This window comes from Curtobacterium sp. Csp2, assembly GCF_013347165.1.
Window position 1 is genome coordinate 2,155,451 of the sequence record NZ_CP054593.1, and the last position, 15,407, is coordinate 2,170,857.

Below are 15,407 nucleotides of genomic sequence, written 5' to 3' on the forward strand. Positions count from 1 at the left end.
AGCTGCTCAGGAGCCTCGTGGCCTCGGAGATGTGTATAAGAGCCAGCCTTCCGGCACCCCACGCGCGGATCGGCAGCCCAGGTCACCTGCGATGGGCAGGATCGCGCGCCAGGTGGGGGGAGGGCGGACGGGAGGATCGTGGCGGCACCGCCACGATCCTCCCGTCCGGCGCGCCATCGGACCGCCACGATCTTCTGAAAGTCCTCCACTTTCCTCCACTGCGCTGAGCCGCGCCCTGATCGCCGTGATTCCGGGGATGTGGTCCACGCGCCGGCTCGCTGACCCTGCCCTGGACGCCCCCATTCCGGGGGATCCGGGGAATTCACGGGGCCGCTTCCGGTTCGCGGGGAGCGAAGTGGAGTAAAGTGGGGAACACGACGGTCCGGTGGAGCGGAGGGGAGGCCCCGACGTGCTGCTCGGTACCCATGCCCCGAAGCTCGACGAGAAGGGTCGCGTGATCCTCCCCGCCAAGTTCCGGGACGAGCTGTCCGGCGGGCTCGTGATGACCCGTGGGCAGGAGCGCTGCGTCGTGGTCTTCAGCGCGGACACGTTCGAGCAGCTGCACGAGCGGATCCGCACGGCGCCGATGACCTCGAAGCGCACCCGGGACTACATGCGCCTGTTCCTCTCCGGAGCGAGCGCGGAGACCCCGGACAAGCAGAACCGCGTGACGATCCCGCAGAACCTCCGCGAGTACGCGGGGCTCGAGCGGGACCTCACGGTCATCGGCAGCGGTGACCGTGCCGAGATCTGGTCGACCCCCGCGTGGGAGGCCTACTACGCCGAGGTCGAAGAGGGCTTCGCCGACAACGACGAGGAGGTGATCCCGGGGATCTTCTGATCCGCGGATCGGGACTCCCAGCCGTGGTGCCCTGACACACCTTCCCCGGTGTCAGGTCGCATGGATGGGGATCCGGATGCGTGGCCCAGGAGTCCGAGGGGCTGCACATGGCCGACGACCAGCCGAAGTTCCCGCACACGCCGGTGATGCTCGACCGCATCGTCGAGCTGTTCGTGCCCGCCCTCGACGGCCCGGGCAAGGTCGTCGTCGACGCCACCCTCGGCATGGGCGGCCACTCCGAGGGCCTGCTCGAGCGCTTCCCGGACCTGACGCTCATCGGGCTGGACCGGGACACCGACGCGCTCGGCATCGCGGGGGAGCGGCTCGCCCGCTTCGGTGACCGCGTCCGCCTGGTGCACACGGTCTACGACGGGATCGCCGACGCGATCGCGGGCGAGGGCTTCGACGCGGTGGACGGCGTGCTGTTCGACCTCGGCGTCTCCTCGCTGCAGCTCGACCGGGCAGAGCGCGGCTTCGCGTACAGCCAGGACGCGCCGCTCGACATGCGCATGGACCGGACCGAGGGGCAGACCGCCGCCGACGTCCTGGCCACGTACGACGAGGGCGAGCTGCGCCGGATCTTCCAGCGCTACGGCGAGGAGAAACTCGCCGGCCGCTACGCCCGGGCGATCGTCGCGCGGCGGACCGAGCGCCCGTTCGAGATGTCCGGCGACCTCGTCCAGGTCCTGCACGACGCGACCCCCGTCGCCGTGCAGCGGCAGGGGCACCCGGCCAAGCGGGTCTTCCAGGCGCTCCGGATCGAGGTCAACGCCGAACTGGCTGTCCTCGAGCGGGCGATCCCGGCGGCGCTCGACGCCGTCGCGGTCGGCGGTCGGATCGTCGTCGAGTCCTACCAGTCCCTCGAGGACCGGCTCGTCAAGCGGGCCCTCGTCGAGCGCACCACCTCGAGCGCCCCCGCCGGCCTGCCGGTCGAGCTGCCCGAGCACGCCCCCACCTTCTCCCTCGTCGTCAAGGGCGCGGAACTGGCCGACGAGGCCGAACGCGCCGCCAACCCCCGAGCCATCCCCGTGCGCCTGCGCGCGGCCCAGCGGATCCGGAAGTGACATGAGCACGAACCTCGCACTCGTCGACCCTGCCGTCGCCCCGCCCCGTGCGCCCCGCGGCTCCCGTCACGAGCGTCCCGAGCTCGTCGAGGTCGCCCCGACCAAGGCGCAGCGACGGGCCCGCCCCCGCATCGCCTACGCGGTGGTGGCGGTCGCGGCGCTCGGCGTGCTGCTGCTCGCGCAGCTCGGCATCAGCATGGTCCTGAGCCAGGGCGCGTACACGCTCAGCTCACTCGGGGCTGAGCAGACCGCGCTCTCCCGGACGCAGCAGTCGCTGTCCGAGGAGCTCCGGGTGCTCGACTCCCCGCAGAACCTCGCCAGGAACGCGCAGTCCCTCGGGATGATCGCGAACTCGACGCCGGTGTACCTCGACCCGAAGACCGGGCAGGTGTTCGGCACGCCGACGCCCGCCGCCCCGGACGAGGCGACGGCGAGCAGCGACAACCAGGTCCCGAACGCCCTGCTCGACCAGGTGCCGCTCGCCGCGAAGTCCGGCGACACGGCCGCCAGCAAGGAGACGGGCGGCGCAGCCGACGCATCGGCGACGAGCGCACCCTCGACGGACGCGTCCTCGACGAGCGCACCGTCGAGCGGCGACGCTGGGAAGACCACAGGGTCCAGCGCGTCGGCCGGGGCATCCTCCACCCCCGACGTAGAGTCCGACCCGAACCAGCTCCAGGCTCCCGCCACCCGGTGACCTGCGGGTCGGGACACCCTGCCGCACAATCCGGGAAGGACCGCACCGCGTGACGAAGACGATCCGCAACCGCCGACTGCGCTACGGCATCGTGATGATGGCGGTGATCGCCCTCGTGGCGGTCTTCGTGATCCGTCTCGTGGACATCCAGGTCGTGCAGGCCGCCGAGCTCAACGAGCAGTCGAAGGCCAAGCGCAGCATCCCGGTCACGATCTACGGCACCCGCGGTGACATCGTCGACCGCAACGGCGTCGAGCTCGCGGACAGTGTGAACCGCTACAACATCACGACGGCCCCGCGCCTGGTCGCACCCTTCAAGGGCAGGCTCGGCGGCACCCGTGTGAAGGACGTGTCGGTCGACGACGCCCTCCAGGCGATCGCGAAGGCGTCCGGCGGAGACGTCGCCACGATGCATAAGAACATCGCGGCGAACCCGAAGTCGGACTTCGCGTACCTGGTCAAGGGCCTCGACGTGAAGCACTACGAGGCCGTCCGCGACCTCGAGGTGCCGTGGCTCTACCCGGAGCAGCAGTCCGCGCGCATCTACCCGACCGGTGCGACCGCCGGTGCCCTGACCGGCTTCATGGGGACCGACGGCGCCCAGGCCGGCCTCGAGTACTCCTACAACCAGTGCCTCGCGGGCACGAACGGCTCGGAGACGTACGAGCGCGGCGAGGACGGCGTCCAGCTCCCCGGCAGCACGGTGACGAAGCAGCAGGCCAAGGACGGCGGCACGCTGCAGACCACGATCGACAGCGACCTGCAGTACATGGCGCAGCAGACCATCGCGTCCGCGGCGAAGGAGCTGCAGGCCGAGTCGGCGACCGCCACGGTGACGAACGCGAAGACCGGCGAGCTCCTCGCGGTCGCGGACTACCCGACGGTGGACCCGAACGACGTCGACGCGACGAAGGACACCGGTGCCTACGGCTCCCGCGCGCTGACCGCGACGTACGAGCCCGGCTCGACCATCAAGGCGGCGATCGCCGCCGCGCTCATCAACGAGGGCAAGTCGAGCCCGACCGACCGCGCCGTCGTGCCGTACTCCCGCTCGTTCCCGTGGGGCGGACGGATCCAGGACTCGGAGTTCCACCCCACCGAGAACCTGACGCTGACCGGCATCCTGCAGAACTCGTCGAACGTCGGCATCACCGAGCTCGGTGAACGCCTGACGCAGCAGCAGCGCTACGAGTACATGAAGAAGTTCGGCCTGTTCGAGCCCGAGTCGGCGATCGAGTACCCGGGCCAGCCGTCGATGCAGTACGGCGCCACCCCCGACTGGAGCAGCCAGACGAACATCAACTCGATGTTCGGCCAGGGCATCTCGACGACCGCGATCCAGGTCGCGAGCGTCTTCCAGACCCTGGCGAACAACGGCGTCCGTATCCCGCTGCACATGGTCAAGGGCTGCCAGACGGCCGACGGCAAGACGATCGACGCGCCCGACGTGCAGGGGACGCAGGTCGTCTCGCCGGCCGCCGCGCAGCAGACCGTGAAGATGCTCCAGAGCGTCGTCACGGGCGGCACGCTCGTCGGCATGAAGCCGATCTCCGGCTACAACGTGGCCGCGAAGACCGGTACCGCCGAGGTCGCCGAGGGCTCGAAGGGCTACGGCGGGCAGCGCATCACCTCGGTGGCCGGAATGGCACCCGCCGAGGACCCCCAGTATGTTGTCACGGTGACGTTCACGAAGCCGCAGACCAACAAGTGGTCCAGCGGAGCGGCTCCGGCGTTCCGCACACTCATGTCCCAGGTGCTCGAGAAGTACCGAGTAGCCCCCTCCACGTCCGAGGCGCAGCTGTACCCGTCCACGTGGTGAGGAAGAAGGAGCACTTGTCCGCACGGATCCCCCCGGTCCTCCGACCCGAACACCCGACCCCGAGGAGCGTGGCCGAGCTCGCGAACGCGTTCGGCATGCGCGTCGTGGGGACGGTCGACGCCGTCGAGACGACGGGCGTCACCCTGAGCGCCGCCGAGGTGCAGCCGGGTGACCTGTTCGTCGGCGTGCACGGAGCGAACCGGCACGGTGCGCAGTTCGCCGCCGAGGCCGCCGAGCGCGGCGCGGTGGCCGTCCTGACCGACGCCGACGGCGCCGCCCTGGCAGAGCCCTCCGGGCTGCCGGTGCTCGTGGTCGAGGACCCGCGCGCGGCCCTCGGCGACGTCTCGGCGTGGGTCTACCGCACCCACCCGGACGAGGCCACCGACCTGCCGCAGCTCTTCGCGACGACCGGCACGAACGGCAAGACGAGCACGTCCTACATCCTCGAGGGCATCCTCAAGCAGCTCGGCCTGATCTCCGGTCTGAGCTCGACCGCCGAGCGCCACATCGGCTCGCTCAGCGTGACGAGCCGTCTGACCACGCCGGAGGCCAGCGAGATGCACGCCCTGCTCGCCCGCATGCGCGAGTCCGAGGTCCGCGCCGTGGCCGTCGAGGTCAGCGCCCAGGCCCTCAGCCGGCACCGGGTCGACGGCATCGTCTTCGACGTGGCCGGCTTCACGAACCTGTCGCACGACCACCTCGACGACTACGCCGACATGGAGGAGTACTACCAGGCGAAGCTCCCGCTGTTCCAGCCCGAGCACGCCCGCCGCGGCGTCGTCTCGCTGGACACGGACTGGGGCCACCGCGTGGTGCAGGACTCCCGCATCCCGGTGACGACCATCACGGTGCACCCCGACGTCGAGGCCGAGTGGCACGTCGACGTCACCGCCGCACACGCGGCCTACACCGAGTTCCGCCTGACCGGTCCCGAGGGCCGCGAGCTCACCACCCGCGTGCCGCTCATCGGCTGGCACATGGCGGCGAACGCGGCGCTCGCGATCGTCATGCTCGTCGAGGGCGGCTTCGAGCTCGGCGCGATCGCCCAGGCGCTCGAGTCCGGGCACCGCCGCTACCCGGACGAGACCGAGGACGGCCCCCGCGTCAGCGCCATCGAGTGCTACCTGCCCGGTCGCACTGAGCGGGTGTCCGGTCCGCACGGCCCGAGCGTCTACGTCGACTTCGGTCACTCCGCCGACGCCTTCGAGAACACCCTCGCCGCCGTCCGGCAGTTCACGCCCGGCCGCGTCCTGATGCTGTTCGGCGCCGACGGTGACCGCGACACGACGAAGCGCGGCGACATGGCGCGCGTCGCCGCCGCGGGGAGCGACATCCTCGTGATCACCGACCACCACCCGCGCTTCGAGGACGCCGCGAGCATCCGGAAGACGCTGGTCGACGCGGCGCGCGAGGCGTTCCCCGACCACGAGCTCCACGAGGTCAGCCCGCCCGAGGCGGCGATCCGCACGGCCGTCGGCCTGGTCGGCGAGGGCGACTCGATCCTGTGGGCCGGTCCCGGTCACCAGGACTACCGCGACATCCAGGGCGTCCGCACGCCCTACTCGGCCCGTGACGAAGCGCGTCAGGCGCTCCGCGAGGCCGGATGGGAGCCGAACAGCGGCCCGGCGGAGGAGATCCGATGATCGCCGTGACCCTCGCCGAGATCGCTGCCGCGATCGGCGGCGAGCTCGTCAGCGGCGCCCCGGAGCAGGTCGTCGACGGGTCCGTGCAGACGGACTCGCGGCTCGTCGGCCCCGGCAGCGTGTTCTTCGCCCTGCTCGGCGAGGAGACCGACGGCCACCGCTTCGTCCCCGCCGCCGCGGAGGCCGGTGCGGCGCTCGTCGTCACCGAGCGCGTGGTCGACCTGCCCGAGGGCTCCGCCACCGCGCAGGTCGTCGTGTCCGACGGGTACGCCGCCCTCGCCGCGCTCGCGCACGAGGTCGTCGCCCGCGTCCGGGCATCGACCGCGGACCGCGTCGACGCTGACGGACGCCCGGCACCGCTGCGCGTCGTCGGCATCACCGGGTCGAACGGCAAGACGAGCACGAAGAACATGCTCCGCACGATCCTCGCCACCCAGGGCGAGACGGTCGCGCCGCAGGGCTCGTTCAACAACCACGTCGGCGCCCCGATCTCGATGCTCGGGATCACGCACGACACCCGGTTCCTGGTCGTCGAGATGGGCGCGAGCGGCAAGGGCCACATCGCCAAGCTCGTCTCGATCGCCGAGCCGGACGTCGGCGTCGTCCTCAAGGTCGGACTCGCGCACGCCGGCGAGTTCGGCGGGATCGAGGCCACGCAGCGCGCGAAGTCGGAGATGGTCACCGACCTCCCCGCGACCGCCACAGCCCTGCTGAACGTCGACGACGACCGCGTCGCGTCGATGCGCGGCCTCACGGCCGCCCACGTCGTCGGGTTCGGCACGTCGGAGACGGCCGACTACCGCATCACCGGCATCGAGACGGACCGCAGCGGCACCCGCTTCACCCTCACCGCGCCTCCCGTCGACGGTGGCGACAGCCCGCCCGCAGGGACGGAGCAGGCCGACGTCCGTCTCGCCATCCTGGGTGAGCACCACGCGATGAACGCGTCCGCCGCGCTCACGGTCGCCCACCTGTGGGGCGTTCCGCTCGCGGACGGCGCCGCGGCGCTCGCGTCGATGACGCGCGCCGAGCGCTGGCGCATGGAGCTCCTGCAGGGCGGCCCCGAGGGCGTCACCGTGATCAACGACGCGTACAACGCGTCGCCGGACTCGACCGCCGCGGCGCTGCGCACCCTCGCGCAGGTCGTCCGACCGGGGGAGCGGTCCGTCGCCGTGCTCGGCGAGATGGCCGAGCTCGGGGAGTTCTCGACGGAGGAGCACGACCGCATCGGCCGGCTCGTCGTCCGTCTCGGCATCGGACAGCTCGTGGTCGTCGGCCGCGGTGCGATGGCCATCCACCAGGCCGCCACCCTCGAGGGATCGTGGGACGGCGAGTCCGTGTTCATCGAGGACGTCGACGACGCCGTCCACACCCTGCAGGAGATGGTGCGCCCCGGCGACGTCGTCCTCGTCAAGTCCTCGAAGTCCGCCGAACTGCGATTCCTCGGCGACCGCCTCGGAGGTGTCCCCGAATGATCGCACTCCTGATCGCCGGCGCCGTCGCGCTGGTGTTCACACTGCTGACCACGCCGCTGTTCATCAAGCTGTTCCACCGCCTCGGCTGGGGACAGTTCATCCGCGACGACGGTCCGCAGTCGCACCACACCAAGCGCGGCACGGCGACCATGGGCGGCATCGTCCTCATCATCGGCGCGGTGCTCGGGTACTTCGTCGGACACCTCGTCGGCCGTGACTCGGTGACGCTGTCCGGCCTGCTCGTGCTGTTCCTCATGGTCGGACTCGGCTTCGTCGGCTTCATCGACGACTTCCTCAAGGTCCGGCGGCAGCGGAGCCTCGGGCTCGGCGGCTGGGCGAAGGTCCTCGGGCAGGTGATCGTCGGCGTCGTGTTCGCGACGGTCGCGCTCGTGGTGCCGACCGGCAACGGCAAGCCCCCGGCGTCGACGATGATCTCGGCGATCCGGGACGTGCCGTGGCTCGACTTCATGGCGCTCGGCACCGTCATCGGCACCGTGCTGTTCCTGGCGTGGATCGTGCTGCTCACGGTCTCGACGTCGAACGGCGTGAACGTGGCGGACGGCCTCGACGGCCTGGCGACCGGTTCGAGCATCCTCGCGATCGGCTCGTACGTCATCATCGGCTTCTGGCAGTCGAACCAGATCTGCGGTGGTGTCCGGCTCGACGCCTCGACGGAGCACGCCTGCTACAGCACCTCGGACCCGCTCGACCTCGCGGTCGTCGCGGCTGCCGTCTGCGGTGGGCTGATCGGCTTCCTCTGGTACAACACGTCGCCCGCGCAGATCTTCCTCGGCGACACCGGCTCGCTCGGCCTCGGCGGTGCCCTGGCCGGTCTCGCGATCCTGAGCCGTACCGAGCTCCTGCTGATCCTGATCGGTGGCCTGTTCTTCATCGTCACCGGGTCGGTCATCCTGCAGCGCGCGTACTTCAAGATCACCCACGGCAAGCGGATCTTCCGGATGAGTCCGCTGCACCACCACTTCGAGTTGAAGGGGTGGGCCGAGGTGACCGTCGTCGTCCGGTTCTGGATCATCGCGGGGCTCTGCGTCGCGGCCGGGGTCGGGCTCTTCTACCTGGAGTGGATCGCGCGTGTCGGCTGAACGCCTGGACGGACTCGACAGCTGGTACGCCGAGGGCTGGAAGGGGCTGCGGGTCGCCGTCCTCGGTCTCGGCGCCACCGGGTTCTCGGTCGCCGACACCCTCGTCGAGCTCGGCAGCGCCGTCACCGTGTACGCGCCGGACGGCCCCGCCGACACGGTCGAGCTGCTCGACGTGATCGGCGCCGGGTTCGAACGCACCGCGCTCGACACCGTGCCCGCAGCGCTCGAGCAGCAGGCACCGGACCTGGTCGTCGTCTCGCCCGGTCTGCCGCCGCACAACGCCTCCGTCCGCTGGGCCGTCGAGCACAGCACCGTCTGGGGCGACGTCGAGCTCGCCTGGCGCGTGCGCGACAAGGTCGTCCGCGGACCGATCGCGGCGCCGTGGGTGACCATCACCGGCACGAACGGCAAGACCACCACCACGCAGCTGACGACGGCGATGTTCGCCGCCGCCGGGCTCCGGGCGGTCGCCTGCGGGAACATCGGCGTGCCGGTGCTCGACGTGGTCCGCGACCCCGAGGGCTTCGACGTGCTCGTGGTCGAGCTGTCGAGCCACCAGCTGCACTACATGCCGACCACCGGCGACGGCGCCGTCGTCCCGCTCGCCAGCGCGTGCCTGAACATCGCCGACGACCACCTCGAGTGGCACGGCTCGGCCGAGGCCTACCGCGCCGCCAAGGCCAAGGTGTACGAGCGCTCGGTGATGGCGTGCGTCTACAACACCTCCGACGACGCCACGCGGCGCATGGTCGAGGGCGCCGACGTCGTCGAGGGCTGCCGCGCCGTCGGCTTCACCCCGGGGGTCCCGGCGCCCGGCGACGTCGGGATCGTCGACGACGTGCTCTGCGACCGCGCCTTCACCGAGGACCGGCGGAACAGCGCGCTCGAGCTCGCGACCCTGGCCGACCTCGAGCAGGCCGGGCTGGCGAGCCCGCACATGACGATGAACGTCCTGGCCGCGGCGGCCCTCGCCCGCGCCGCCTCGGTCGAGCCCGCGCACATCCGGGCCGCCGTGCAGGGCTTCCGCGCCGACCACCACCGCACCGAGCACGTGGCGACCGCCGACGGCGTCACGTGGGTGGACGACTCGAAGGCCACGAACCCGCACGCGGCGACGGCCTCGCTGGCGTCCTTCGACACCGTGGTGTGGATCGTCGGCGGCCTGTTCAAGGGCGTCGACGTCGACGGGCTCGTCGAGCGCTTCGGTCCCGGCGTCCGCGCGGTCGTCGTGATCGGCACCGACCGGACGCCCGTGCTCGAGGCATTCGCGCGACACGCGCCCGGGGTCCCGGTCCTCCAGGTCGAGGCGACGGACACTGAGCAGGTCATGCCCGAGGCGGTCCGGCATGCCGCCTCGGTCGCACGACCGGGCGACACGGTCCTCCTCGCCCCGGCCGCCGCGTCGTTCGACCAGTTCGGGTCGTACGCGGACCGGGGGCAACGATTCGCGGCGGCGGTCCACGAGCACCTGGGAGGCACAGCCGATGGCGACCACGGATCTCCCGAGCAGCCGTAGCGGGCGTCCCGGCAGCAGCGCTGGACGCGGCGCGAGCGGGGCTGCTCCCCGCCGTCCGCACGGCGCGGTCGTCGCGGTGAAGAACGTCTTCGTCGCCGAGTCGAGCACGTTCTACACGATCCTCGGCGTCACGCTGTTCCTGGTCGTCTTCGGCGTCGTGATGGTGCTGTCGTCCTCGAGCGTCGAGCAGTACGCCAAGACGCACGACTTCTTCGGCGCCGCGTCCCGCCAGGGTCTCTACGCCGTCCTCGGTGTGCCGCTCATGCTCGTCGCGAGCCGCATCCCGGCGCGGGTCTGGCGGAAGTGGGCGATGCGCTTCTTCGGCGCGGCCCTCGCGCTGCAGCTGCTCGTCTACACACCGCTCGGCATCGAGGTGCAGGGCAACCGGAACTGGGTCGGGTTCGGCTCCTTCACGGCGCAGCCGTCCGAGGCGATCAAGCTCGCCCTCGCGCTCGGCATCGGCGCCATCATGTACGTCAAGCGCGACAAGCTCGACGACTGGAAGGAGATCTTCGTCCCGGTCGGCATCGCCACGGTGCTGCCGCTCGGCATGGTGCTCCTCGGCGGCGACCAGGGCACGGCGATGATCATGCTCATCCTCGTGCTCGGCGCGCTGTACATCGGCGGTGCCCGGGCGCGGCACCTGCTCGTGATCCTCGGATCGATCGCGGTCGTGCTCCCGTTCGTCACGATGTCCTCGGCGTCCCGCCAGGTCCGCATCAGTGCGTGGCTGTCCGGGTGCACCGACTCGAACCAGTACCAGGACCTCTGCTGGCAGCCCGTCCACGGCATGTGGGCGCTCGCGTCCGGCGGCGTGTTCGGCGTCGGGCTCGGCAACTCCAAGGCGAAGTGGTCGTGGCTGCCCGAGGCGGACAACGACTACATCTTCGCGATCATCGGCGAGGAGCTCGGGCTCGTCGGCGCCGTCGTCGTGCTGGCGCTGTTCATCGTCCTCGCGGTGAGCATGATCAAGGTGATCCGGCAGTCGGACGACCCGTTCGTCAAGACCGTGACCGGCGCGATCATGGCCTGGATCATCGGGCAGGCGCTCGTCAACATCGCCGTCGTGCTCGGGCTGCTGCCGGTTCTCGGCGTACCCCTCCCACTCATCTCCGCCGGTGGGTCCGCGCTCATCATGACGCTCATCGCCATCGGCGTCGTGCTGTCCTTCGCGCGCGACCTCCCCGGTCGCCGCACCGACACCGGCCTCGACCCGAGGACCTTCGGCGCGGGCGGCACCGCACCACAGAACGGACGGCTCCGGTGAGCACCTACCTCTTCGCCGGCGGCGGGACCGCCGGGCACGTGAACCCGCTGCTCGCGGTCGCCGACCGGCTGACCGAGCGTGACCCGGACGCCCGCGTCCTCGTCCTCGGCACGGCGGAGGGCCTCGAGGCCCGGCTCGTCCCGATGCGCGGTTACGAGCTGCTGACGATCCCGCGCCTGCCGTTCCCGCGGAAGCTGAACGGCGCCGCACTCCGGTTCCCCGGCCGCTTCCTGGCCGCCGTCCGTCGGACCGAGCAGCTCATCCGCGAGCACGACGTCGAGGTCGTCCTCGGCGTCGGGGGCTACGCGGCCGCGCCGGCGTACATCGCCGCGAAGCGGACCGGCACCCCGATCGTCGTGCACGAGCAGAACGCCAAGCCCGGGCTCGCGAACCGGCTCGCGGCGTTCCTGACGAAGCACGTCGGCCTGACCTTCTCGAACACCCGACTCCGGCACGGCCGCGTGGTGGGCATGCCGCTCCGCCGCGAGATCGAGACGCTCGACCGCCGGGTGTCCCGTGCCGAGGGCCTCGCCGAGTTCGGGCTCGACCCGGACCGCCCGGTGCTGCTCGTGACCGGCGGGTCCTCGGGCGCACGGAGCATCAACCGCACCGTGAACCGCGCGGCGGCGACGATCGTCGGCGCCGGGTGGCAGGTGCTGCACGTCGTCGGTGGCAAGTCGGACATCGGCCCGAGCGACCTCGACGGCTACCACGTGCTGCCGTACTGCGACCGGATGGACCTGGCGTACGCGGCGTCCGACTTCGTGGTGTCCCGCTCGGGCGCCGGCATGGTGTGCGAGCTCACGGCCGTCGGGCTGCCGAGCGTCCTGGTGCCCTACCCGGTCGGCAACGGCGAGCAGCGGCACAACGCCAAGGACGTCGTCGACGCCGGGGGAGCGGTGCTCGTGGCGGACGGGGAATTCGACGAGCAGTGGGTGACGTTCCACCTGCTCGGCATCCTGCAGGACCGCGCCCGGATCGCGGACATGGCCGTCCGGGCCGGCAGCGTCGGACACCGCGACGGCGCCGACCGGATGACCGAACTCGTCCGCGACGCGGCTGCAGCCCCGAGCACGACCAGCACCACGGAGGAACGATGACCATCAAGCCGGACCTGACCCAGCCGATCCCGGACGACCTCGGCACGGTCCACTTCGTCGGCATCGGCGGCTCCGGCATGAGCGGCATCGCCCGCATGTTCCTCGCCGCGGGGCACCGCGTGACCGGCAGCGACTCCCGCGAGACCGCGACCACCACCACGATGCGCGACCTCGGCGCCGAGGTGCACATCGGCCACGACGCGGCGAACGTCGGCGCGGCGGACACGATCGTCGTGACCAGCGCCCTCTGGCCGGACAACCCCGAGCTGCTCGAAGCGCAGCGCCGTGGTCTGCCGGTCCTGCACCGGTCCCAGGCCCTCGCCGCGCTCATCGCCGAGCACCGCCTCGTCGCGGTCGCCGGCGCCCACGGCAAGACCACCTCCACGGGCATGATCGTCACGGCGATGGTCGAGCTCGGCCTGGACCCGAGCTTCGTCAACGGCGGGGTCATCCAGTCCCTCGGCACGAGCTCCGCCCCCGGCAGCAGCGACCTGTTCGTGGTCGAGGCCGACGAGTCCGACGGTTCCTTCCTGCTCTACGACGTCGCGGTCGCGCTGATCACGAACGTCGACGCGGACCACCTCGACCACTACGGCAGCGAGGAGGCGTTCATCGACGCGTTCGTCGAGTTCGCCGGCAAGGCGAGCGAGCGCATCGTCGTGTCGAGCGACGACGCCGGGGCGCAGCGCGTCACCGCGGGGGTCCGTGCACGCGAGCACGCGCCCGAGATCGTCACCTTCGGCGAGGCCGCGGACGCCGACGTCCGGATCGACCGCATCGTTGAGGCAGCGAGCGTCGAGGTCGACTTCACCGCGGGCGGTGCGTCGCACCACCTGACGCTGCGCGTCCCGGGCCGCCACAACGCGGTGAACGCGGTCGGCGCCTTCGCCGTGCTCACCGGGCTCGGCGTCGAGCCGACGGACGCGATCCGGGGCATCGAGGCGTTCGGCGGGACCGAGCGCCGCTTCGAACTGCACGGCGTCGAGCGCGGCGTGTCGGTCTACGACGACTACGCGCACCACCCGACCGAGGTCGCGGCCGCCCTCCGCGCGGCCCGCAACGTGGTCGGCGACGGCCGGATCATCGCGATCCACCAGCCGCACCTGTACTCGCGCACCCGGCTGATGGCCGGCGACTTCGCGAAGGTCTACGAGGAGCTCGCCGACCACACGGTCGTGCTCGACGTCTACGGCGCGCGCGAGGACCCGGAGCCCGGCGTCACCGGCGCCCTGGTCCAGGAGCGCTTCGCGGACCAGTCACGCGTCGAGTTCCTGCCGGACTGGGACGAGGCCTCGGCCCGCGCGGCCGCCGTCGCGCGCGACGGCGACATCATCATGACCCTGAGCTGCGGCGACGTGTACCGCATCATCCCGCAGGTGCTCGGCGCCCTGCGCCAGGACGAGGACACCCCGGCGCGATGAAGCGGCCGGAGGGCTTCGACGACCGACCGGACGAGCCGGCCGGTCCGGCCGAGGGCGCGTCGGCTCCCCGGCAGCGTCGTGGTCCCCGGCAGCGCCCTGTTCCTTGGTCGGCGCGCCGTCCGTTCCGCCCGTTCGCCGACGCGGGTGCTCCGGACGACGGCCTGGAGGCACGCCCCGCGGCCGACGCGCCCGTGACGGACGACGAGACGGCCGGTCCCGTCGACGACCGCGTGACCGACCGCGCGGCCGCACCCTCCAACCGCGAGCGCGCGGGCGCGCTCGCGGGCGCCGCCGGACGGCGGCTCGGCGCCGGCTTCTCGTCGGTGGCGGAGCAGCTCCGCGGCTACTCACCGGACGAGGAGCACCCGAGCGCGTCGCGTCGGACCGCCGAGCGCGACCACGTCGCGACCGTGACCGACGTGCTCGACGTGCACCGTGCCTCCCGGTCGACCGACCCGGAGGCGGACGGCCACGACACCCGGGACGACCACGGCGACGCGCCAATCGGTACCGGTGTCCGCGCTGCGGAGACCGCGCGTGAGGCGCGCGTCGCGAAGCGGCGCCGGCGCCTGCTCGAGCGGGCCGAGGTCCGACGGTTCACCCGTCGCGCCCGCCACCGCCGAGCGGCCTGGATCACCGCGGGCGTGGTGGTCGTGGTCTTCGGCGCGTCGCTCCTGGTGGCGGTCTACTCGCCGCTCATGGCGCTGCAGACCATCGAGGTCAAGGGCACGAACCGGGTCGACGACGCCGCGCTCCGGCAGGCGCTGTCCGACCAGGTCGGCACCCCGCTGGCGCGACTCGACTTCGACGAGGTGAAGCGCGACATCGCGAGCTTCCCGCTCATCGAGAGCTACGTGACGGAAGAGGTGCCGCCGCACACGCTCGTCGTCACCGTCACCGAGCGGACGCCGGTCGTCGCGGTGCAGTCCGGCGATGCGTTCGACCTCGTGGACCCCGCGGGCATCGTCGTGCAGTCCTCGCCCTCGCGTCCGGACGGCATGCCGCTCGCCGACGTTGCCCGTGCGAAGCTCGGCTCGCCGGTGTTCCGGACGATGACCGAGGTCGTCCTCGCGCTGCCGTCGACCGTTCGGGCGCAGGTCACCGACGTCGCCGCCTCGACCGCCGACGACGTGACGCTCACGCTGCAGGGCGGGTCGACGGTGGTGTGGGGGAGTCCCGAGGACTCGAGCGCCAAGGCGGCCCTGCTCGCCGCGCTCGTCAAGGACCACGAGGCCCGCAGCCCCGGCTCGGTCGTCGAGTACGACGTGTCGGCGCCGGACAACGGCATCGTCCGCGCGAAGTCCTGACCACGGGGCCGGGCGGTGCGTCGGTCGACCGGCGATGTCGAGGCGGAATCGCGCGACACGCGGCGTGGCGGGGCGACAGTGCGCGGAGCGCACCCGTAGCGTCGTCGGGAGCACCACATCTACCAGCATTGCCCCTGAACTTCAAGTAGAGGTTGAG

At 71.7% G+C, this 15,407-nt stretch carries 12 protein-coding genes; all 12 read left to right on the forward strand.

The window, feature by feature from the left end; all coding sequences use genetic code 11:
* Positions 1-409: 409 nt before the first annotated feature.
* The 12 genes from mraZ to HUN59_RS10545 all read left to right on the forward strand — a co-directional run bounded on the left by mraZ (position 410) and on the right by HUN59_RS10545 (position 15,250).
* Positions 410-841, forward strand: coding sequence for a division/cell wall cluster transcriptional repressor MraZ (gene mraZ / locus HUN59_RS10490; protein ID WP_058729729.1), 432 nt, complete (start codon positions 410-412; stop codon positions 839-841).
* Between the two features lie 107 nt (positions 842-948).
* The gene (gene rsmH, locus HUN59_RS10495; protein WP_144801889.1) at positions 949-1,905 is read left to right on the forward strand and encodes a 16S rRNA (cytosine(1402)-N(4))-methyltransferase RsmH; all 957 of its coding nucleotides are present in this window, start codon (positions 949-951) and stop codon (positions 1,903-1,905) included.
* A 1-nt stretch (position 1,906) separates the two neighbouring features.
* Positions 1,907-2,602, forward strand: a complete 696-nt coding sequence (locus HUN59_RS10500) for a hypothetical protein (RefSeq protein ID WP_058742391.1) — start codon at positions 1,907-1,909, stop codon at positions 2,600-2,602.
* 49 nt (positions 2,603-2,651) lie between these two features.
* Positions 2,652-4,421 carry a peptidoglycan D,D-transpeptidase FtsI family protein gene (locus tag HUN59_RS10505; RefSeq protein WP_174778307.1) on the forward strand — a complete coding sequence of 590 codons (1,770 nt, stop codon included), beginning with the start codon at positions 2,652-2,654 and terminating at the stop codon, positions 4,419-4,421.
* 14 nt (positions 4,422-4,435) lie between these two features.
* Entirely contained in the window at positions 4,436-6,064 is a 1,629-nt protein-coding gene (locus HUN59_RS10510) for a Mur ligase family protein (RefSeq protein ID WP_174778308.1), read from the forward strand.
* Entirely contained in the window at positions 6,061-7,539 is a 1,479-nt protein-coding gene (locus HUN59_RS10515) for a UDP-N-acetylmuramoyl-tripeptide--D-alanyl-D-alanine ligase (protein ID WP_174778309.1), read from the forward strand. The genes HUN59_RS10510 and HUN59_RS10515 overlap by 4 nt, the downstream gene beginning before the upstream one ends.
* The gene (gene mraY, locus HUN59_RS10520; RefSeq protein WP_174778310.1) at positions 7,536-8,639 is read left to right on the forward strand and encodes a phospho-N-acetylmuramoyl-pentapeptide-transferase; all 1,104 of its coding nucleotides are present in this window, start codon (positions 7,536-7,538) and stop codon (positions 8,637-8,639) included. Before HUN59_RS10515 ends, mraY begins: the two co-directional genes overlap by 4 nt.
* The gene (gene murD, locus HUN59_RS10525) at positions 8,629-10,155 is read left to right on the forward strand and encodes a UDP-N-acetylmuramoyl-L-alanine--D-glutamate ligase (RefSeq protein WP_141861142.1); all 1,527 of its coding nucleotides are present in this window, start codon (positions 8,629-8,631) and stop codon (positions 10,153-10,155) included. The genes mraY and murD overlap by 11 nt, the downstream gene beginning before the upstream one ends.
* 76 nt (positions 10,156-10,231) lie before the next feature.
* Positions 10,232-11,422 (forward strand): putative lipid II flippase FtsW, encoded by a 1,191-nt coding sequence (ftsW, locus tag HUN59_RS10530; RefSeq protein ID WP_229666894.1) that lies wholly within the window; start codon positions 10,232-10,234, stop codon positions 11,420-11,422.
* Positions 11,419-12,522 (forward strand): undecaprenyldiphospho-muramoylpentapeptide beta-N-acetylglucosaminyltransferase, encoded by a 1,104-nt coding sequence (murG, locus tag HUN59_RS10535; RefSeq protein ID WP_114850869.1) that lies wholly within the window; start codon positions 11,419-11,421, stop codon positions 12,520-12,522. The genes ftsW and murG overlap by 4 nt, the downstream gene beginning before the upstream one ends.
* Positions 12,519-13,943: a UDP-N-acetylmuramate--L-alanine ligase gene (murC, locus tag HUN59_RS10540; RefSeq protein ID WP_174778312.1), complete on the forward strand. Its 1,425-nt coding sequence runs from the start codon at positions 12,519-12,521 to the stop codon at positions 13,941-13,943. The genes murG and murC overlap by 4 nt, the downstream gene beginning before the upstream one ends.
* A complete protein-coding gene (locus tag HUN59_RS10545) occupies positions 13,940-15,250 on the forward strand; it encodes an FtsQ-type POTRA domain-containing protein (RefSeq protein ID WP_174778313.1) in 1,311 nt (436 codons plus the stop codon). Before murC ends, HUN59_RS10545 begins: the two co-directional genes overlap by 4 nt.
* Positions 15,251-15,407 lie beyond the last annotated feature (157 nt).

Bases quoted from the DNA above. Each gene is read 5' to 3' on its own strand.
- rsmH (WP_144801889.1), top strand. From the start codon at position 949: ATGGCCGACGACCAGCCGAAGTTCCCGCACACGCCGGTGATGCTCGAC.
- HUN59_RS10500 (WP_058742391.1), top strand. From the start codon at position 1,907: ATGAGCACGAACCTCGCACTCGTCGACCCTGCCGTCGCCCCGCCCCGT.
- HUN59_RS10515 (WP_174778309.1), top strand. From the start codon at position 6,061: ATGATCGCCGTGACCCTCGCCGAGATCGCTGCCGCGATCGGCGGCGAG.
- mraY (WP_174778310.1), top strand. From the start codon at position 7,536: ATGATCGCACTCCTGATCGCCGGCGCCGTCGCGCTGGTGTTCACACTG.
- murC (WP_174778312.1), top strand. From the start codon at position 12,519: ATGACCATCAAGCCGGACCTGACCCAGCCGATCCCGGACGACCTCGGC.
- HUN59_RS10545 (WP_174778313.1), top strand. From the start codon at position 13,940: ATGAAGCGGCCGGAGGGCTTCGACGACCGACCGGACGAGCCGGCCGGT.